This is a genomic window from Cognataquiflexum nitidum, from assembly GCF_022538055.1.
Lineage (GTDB): Bacteria > Bacteroidota > Bacteroidia > Cytophagales > Cyclobacteriaceae > Cognataquiflexum > Cognataquiflexum nitidum.
On the sequence record NZ_JAKZAM010000067.1, the window covers coordinates 1 to 4,352 of the forward strand.

At 40.5% G+C, this 4,352-nt stretch carries 3 protein-coding genes; 2 read left to right on the top strand and 1 reads right to left on the bottom strand.

The window, feature by feature from the left end; translation table 11 throughout:
* Positions 1 to 547 precede the first annotated feature (547 nt).
* Positions 548 to 1,897, bottom strand: coding sequence for a M28 family metallopeptidase (locus MMU07_RS21505; RefSeq protein WP_241128673.1), 1,350 nt, complete (start codon positions 1,895 to 1,897; stop codon positions 548 to 550).
* A gap of 68 nt (positions 1,898 to 1,965) precedes the next feature.
* Between MMU07_RS21505 and MMU07_RS21510 the strand changes: the two genes are divergently transcribed.
* Positions 1,966 to 2,484, top strand: a complete 519-nt coding sequence (locus MMU07_RS21510; RefSeq protein ID WP_241128674.1) for a DinB family protein — start codon at positions 1,966 to 1,968, stop codon at positions 2,482 to 2,484.
* Positions 2,485 to 2,586: 102 nt separating this feature from the next.
* Positions 2,587 to 4,257, top strand: a complete 1,671-nt coding sequence (locus MMU07_RS21515) for a DUF6909 family protein (protein WP_241128675.1) — start codon at positions 2,587 to 2,589, stop codon at positions 4,255 to 4,257.
* Positions 4,258 to 4,352: the final 95 nt, after the last annotated feature.

The following is a 4,352-nucleotide window of genomic DNA, read 5'->3' on the forward strand; positions in this document are numbered from 1 at the left end:
ATGCCTTCGGCGATATTAAAAAGATATAAGCTTCGTGATATAGGTTGATATAATGCCTTCGGCGATATTTAAAAGATATAAGCTTCGTGATATAAATGGATATATGCCTTCGGTGATATTTAAAAGATATAAGCTACGCGATATAAATGGATATAATGCCTTCGGCGATATTTAAAAGATATAAGCTTCGTGATATAGGTTGATATAATGCCTTCGGCGATATTTAAAAGATATAAGCTACGCGATATAAATGGATATATGCCTTCGGCGATTTTAAAAAGGTATAAGCTTCGTGATATAGGTTGATATAATGCCTTCGGCGATATAAGATTTTCCACCCTCAAACATTTCCTTTTACTTTCAAACCTTGTCTCAGCCTAAGCCTAAGTCAGTGTCTTCACTGACTTTTATCTTAACTATCAACAATGGTAGTTAGGTTACCCAAGTTTAATAAAGGGATTGGCCTTTGTTTTTGAAGCAATATCAATGAATATCAAGTATCCATAAATATCATTTTTTGGAAGACTTTCAACAATCAAGATAAAGATCACCTGGTTATCGGCTGCGGGAATACTGCCATACTTTCATGACCATCTTCCCCGACTGATTGGACTGCAAAGAAAAAGTTGTCTTTGGAATAAGGTATGGTCAGGGTAGTGGCTTCTGTATAAAACTTCTTTTCCCAGTTGGAAGAATCTGTTTCACGCATCAGGACATAGTATCCTTTGGCTTTGCCTTTTGCCGGGGCTTCCCATTTGAGGGTGGAGGTGTTGCTGAGCTTTCTGACATCTATACCGACGGTTTGTGGTTCTGATGGCGCTGAAGCCATGGAATAAAGAGATGCCAAATTGATCCCTGTCACCTTTCTCATATATTCAAAATCAACAAATTCCGGCAAATCACCGTATTGGATGCCGTTTTCTACTCTGACGTTTTCATGTTGGTGGTAGTAATTCTCATTCATTTCGCATACCCTGATGGCCGTAAATCCTTCTCTTGCAAAAGGGGTATGGTCGCCACCTCTGAGGAATCGGTCATTTCTATAGACCAATTTCACTTCTAGCTGATCGACATACCGTTCTCCGACTTCTTTCATGTATCTGGCAAGTTGACGGGATTTGCTGTCGTTTTCACCGTTGGTGTACCTTCTGATCGCGGTCATTTGCTCTGTCTCCGCAGCGGGAACGCCCTCAGAAAAGATCCTGACACGGGTATTGTCATTGATGTTTGTTTCTGATGAATTGCTGTTGCCGATCATGTCATTGTTGAGCATGACGACAAGGTTCCAATTTTCTTTTTTGGCTTTTTCAGCCAGATAAGCGGCACCTTTCAATCCTTGTTCCTCACCTGATACTGCCACAAAAATAATGGTGGAGGGAAAGGATTTTTGTGACATTATCCTTGCCAACTCGATGACTGCAGCTACCCCTGACCCATCATCATTGGCTCCCGGTGCGTCAATATTTGTATTCATCACATCCAAAGCCCGGCTATCCACATGGGCAGAGATGATAAAGACCCTGTCATCATTGGGGTCTGTACCTTTGAGCGTTGCCATGACATTGGCGGATTGGGTGTCTGCAGGGATTCTTCTGTTGTCTGCAGGGATAATATAAGCGTCCATGAATGCAGTCAGTCTTCCACCTGAGGCAGCTTCAAAAGATTTGAAATGGTCAAGGACATATTTTTGAGAAGCAGAAATCCCTTCTTTTGGATTATTTGGGCTAAGGGTGTGACGTGTTCTGAATCCGGCTAGATCACGCACATATTTTTCGAGATTGGTTGCTGATATTTCTTTGACCATTCTCTCTATTTCAGTATCACGATGGATAATCTGTGTCTGGGCGATGGCAAGATTGAATGTAAAGCAAGTCAGTAGGAGTAAAATTTTTTTCATAATAGGAAATGCTCAAGGTGAATGGGTTAAATTTACCCCTAGAAATATCATTTATAAACCAGAATTACATGAACGAATTATTAGTGCCTCATGAAGGTGAATACGAATCCTATTATACCGGTTATGTCAATTGGGTAATAGGAAAGGATGTTCCAACCTTACTTTTGGAACAAGTGGATGAGATCAGAAAATTTTATGAGCAGATGGGAGAAGAGAAAAGCCTTCTCGCCTATGAAACGGGAAAATGGACAGGCAAGGAAGTATTGGGACATATCATCGATACCGATAGGATCATGACATTTAGGGCCTTGTGCTTTGCACGGGGAGAAAAAGCTGCCCTACCCGGATTTGATCAGGATCAGTATGTAGCAACTGCAGACTTTAACAATATTCCGCTTTCAGCTTTATTGGAAGATTTTGAATTGTCGAGAAAAGCCTTGGTTTCGCTCCTAAAGAACCTACCGGAATCAACCTATGCCAACATAGGAGTTGCCAATGGTTTTCAGGTTTCGGTACGTGCACTTTTCCATATTATTGCAGGTCATGCCCAACACCATTTGAATGTGTTGATGCTAAAATATAAATGATTTACAGCCTTGAATGGAAGGATAATGAAAATTTAACCGTAGAGATTGGGTAAAAATGAGTAAGTTTGTAGAATTTATCCAATCAAAAAAATTTTAATAACTATGCAAAGAACACGCGCACAAGAGTCAAGGGCAGCCATCGAAAAACTCTATATCACCATGAGACACCTATTTATGAGGGGGTCTTATAAGCCAATGGGAGTTTCCGGTGAGTCGCTTGTAGATTCACTTTTAGTGTTGAGCCCTGAGATTTATGGGTTGTTGGGCGACGAGGAAAAGATTGAATTAGATGGTTTGTTGTATGTGATGGAGCGGCTTCCGAGGGGGATCGAACAATGCCGCTATATCAGGCTCATCAGTAGGGAAGGTTATGAAAATTCCACTTTTTCGGCAATCGTTCCTGCCAAAAGGAAAAGAAACTGTTACAGGGTGGATCAGGATCAGATGTATGTCGAAATGACCCGTGGCCGCTCAGATATTTATGATATCCTCACACACATTACTTTTTTATACATTGAGTCAGAAAAGATCAAATCCAACAGTACCGATCACAAAGGAAGGTTTGACCTGAATTGGGAGATGTTGGAAAAAACCGTCGATAAAGAAGTCAACGGTGAGGAATTTGATAAAGAGGTTGCCTGTTCTTATCTCAGCCATGTCATTGGAAGAACTTTTGATGAAACCCATGAGGCAGTTAGAAAATTTGAAACCTCCCCACATACGAGCAGTCTTTTCTCTATTGTCTATCATCTCGGGAAATTAGCCATAGATGAGTCTTTCAATGGCAGAGACAGGGAGATTTCCTTTTCTTCCACGCTTAGACAGCGTGTTGGCCATCACGTTTATGGTGAACTTTGGGCCAATACCATCAAATCAGTGCTTTTTAAGGAGGGGTTGATTGAAAGGCCGATCCACATCATCTCAGCCAATCTTCATAGCGTGACCAATACCATCTATGGTCATCAGTCTTTGGGGTTAAATACATTCGAAGAAATCGAAAAAGTTGCAATGGATATCAGTACCGGTGCCAAAGCCAATAAGGGGAAGGATATCTGGGATTTTGCTTTAAAGAATGGCCTCATTGAAGTCCATGATACTTCAGGTACCAATATCAACGTTCAGATTATTGATACGGCCAAAATGTCAAAAGATTCGCTTATTCCAGGAGTCAAAATAGCCAAAGAAGACAAAAAGAAACCTGTTATACTGATCATGGATTATGCTTTTGGTGAGCAGGCATATGAGTGCTTCGATGAATTGCTCAAGACATACGATCATGACAATGGTAAATCCTATCCTCTAAATGTGCTTTCGGCATCCATTATGGGTAAAGCAGGAATACTTACAGGAAAAAAGGGAGATATCATGATTCCTACAAGCCATGTATTCGAAGGCACAGCTGATAATTATCCGATCAAGAATGAACTCAAAAAGCAGGATTTTGATGGGTTTGGGTTAGGGGTCTATGAAGGTACGATGTTTACCGTATTGGGGACCTCACTTCAAAACAAAGATGTACTTAGCTACCTGATGGAATCAAGCTGGGAGGCGATAGGTTTGGAGATGGAAGGTGCACATTATCAGAAGGCAATCCAATCAGAAAGTAAGATCAGACAGAATATCTCCAAAAATGTAAAAGTGCTTTATGCTTACTATGCTTCTGACAATCCTTTGGAAACAGGAAGTACACTTGCATCAGGGGCTTTGGGTATGGATGGGGTTCGTCCAACTTATCTGATAACATATAAAATTTTGGAAAAATTATTTAAATAAAATATAGTATTTCTTTTATATGACTCCCCCGAATTTGACACGTTGCCAAATTTTATTTGACAGCTAGTGTCAATTGATTTTCTGTATCAGAGGAA

Coding starts and splice junctions, on each gene's coding strand:
- MMU07_RS21505 (WP_241128673.1), bottom strand. CDS start 1,897: ATGAAAAAAATTTTACTCCTACTGACTTGCTTTACATTCAATCTTGCC.
- MMU07_RS21510 (WP_241128674.1), top strand. CDS start 1,966: ATGAACGAATTATTAGTGCCTCATGAAGGTGAATACGAATCCTATTAT.
- MMU07_RS21515 (WP_241128675.1), top strand. CDS start 2,587: ATGCAAAGAACACGCGCACAAGAGTCAAGGGCAGCCATCGAAAAACTC.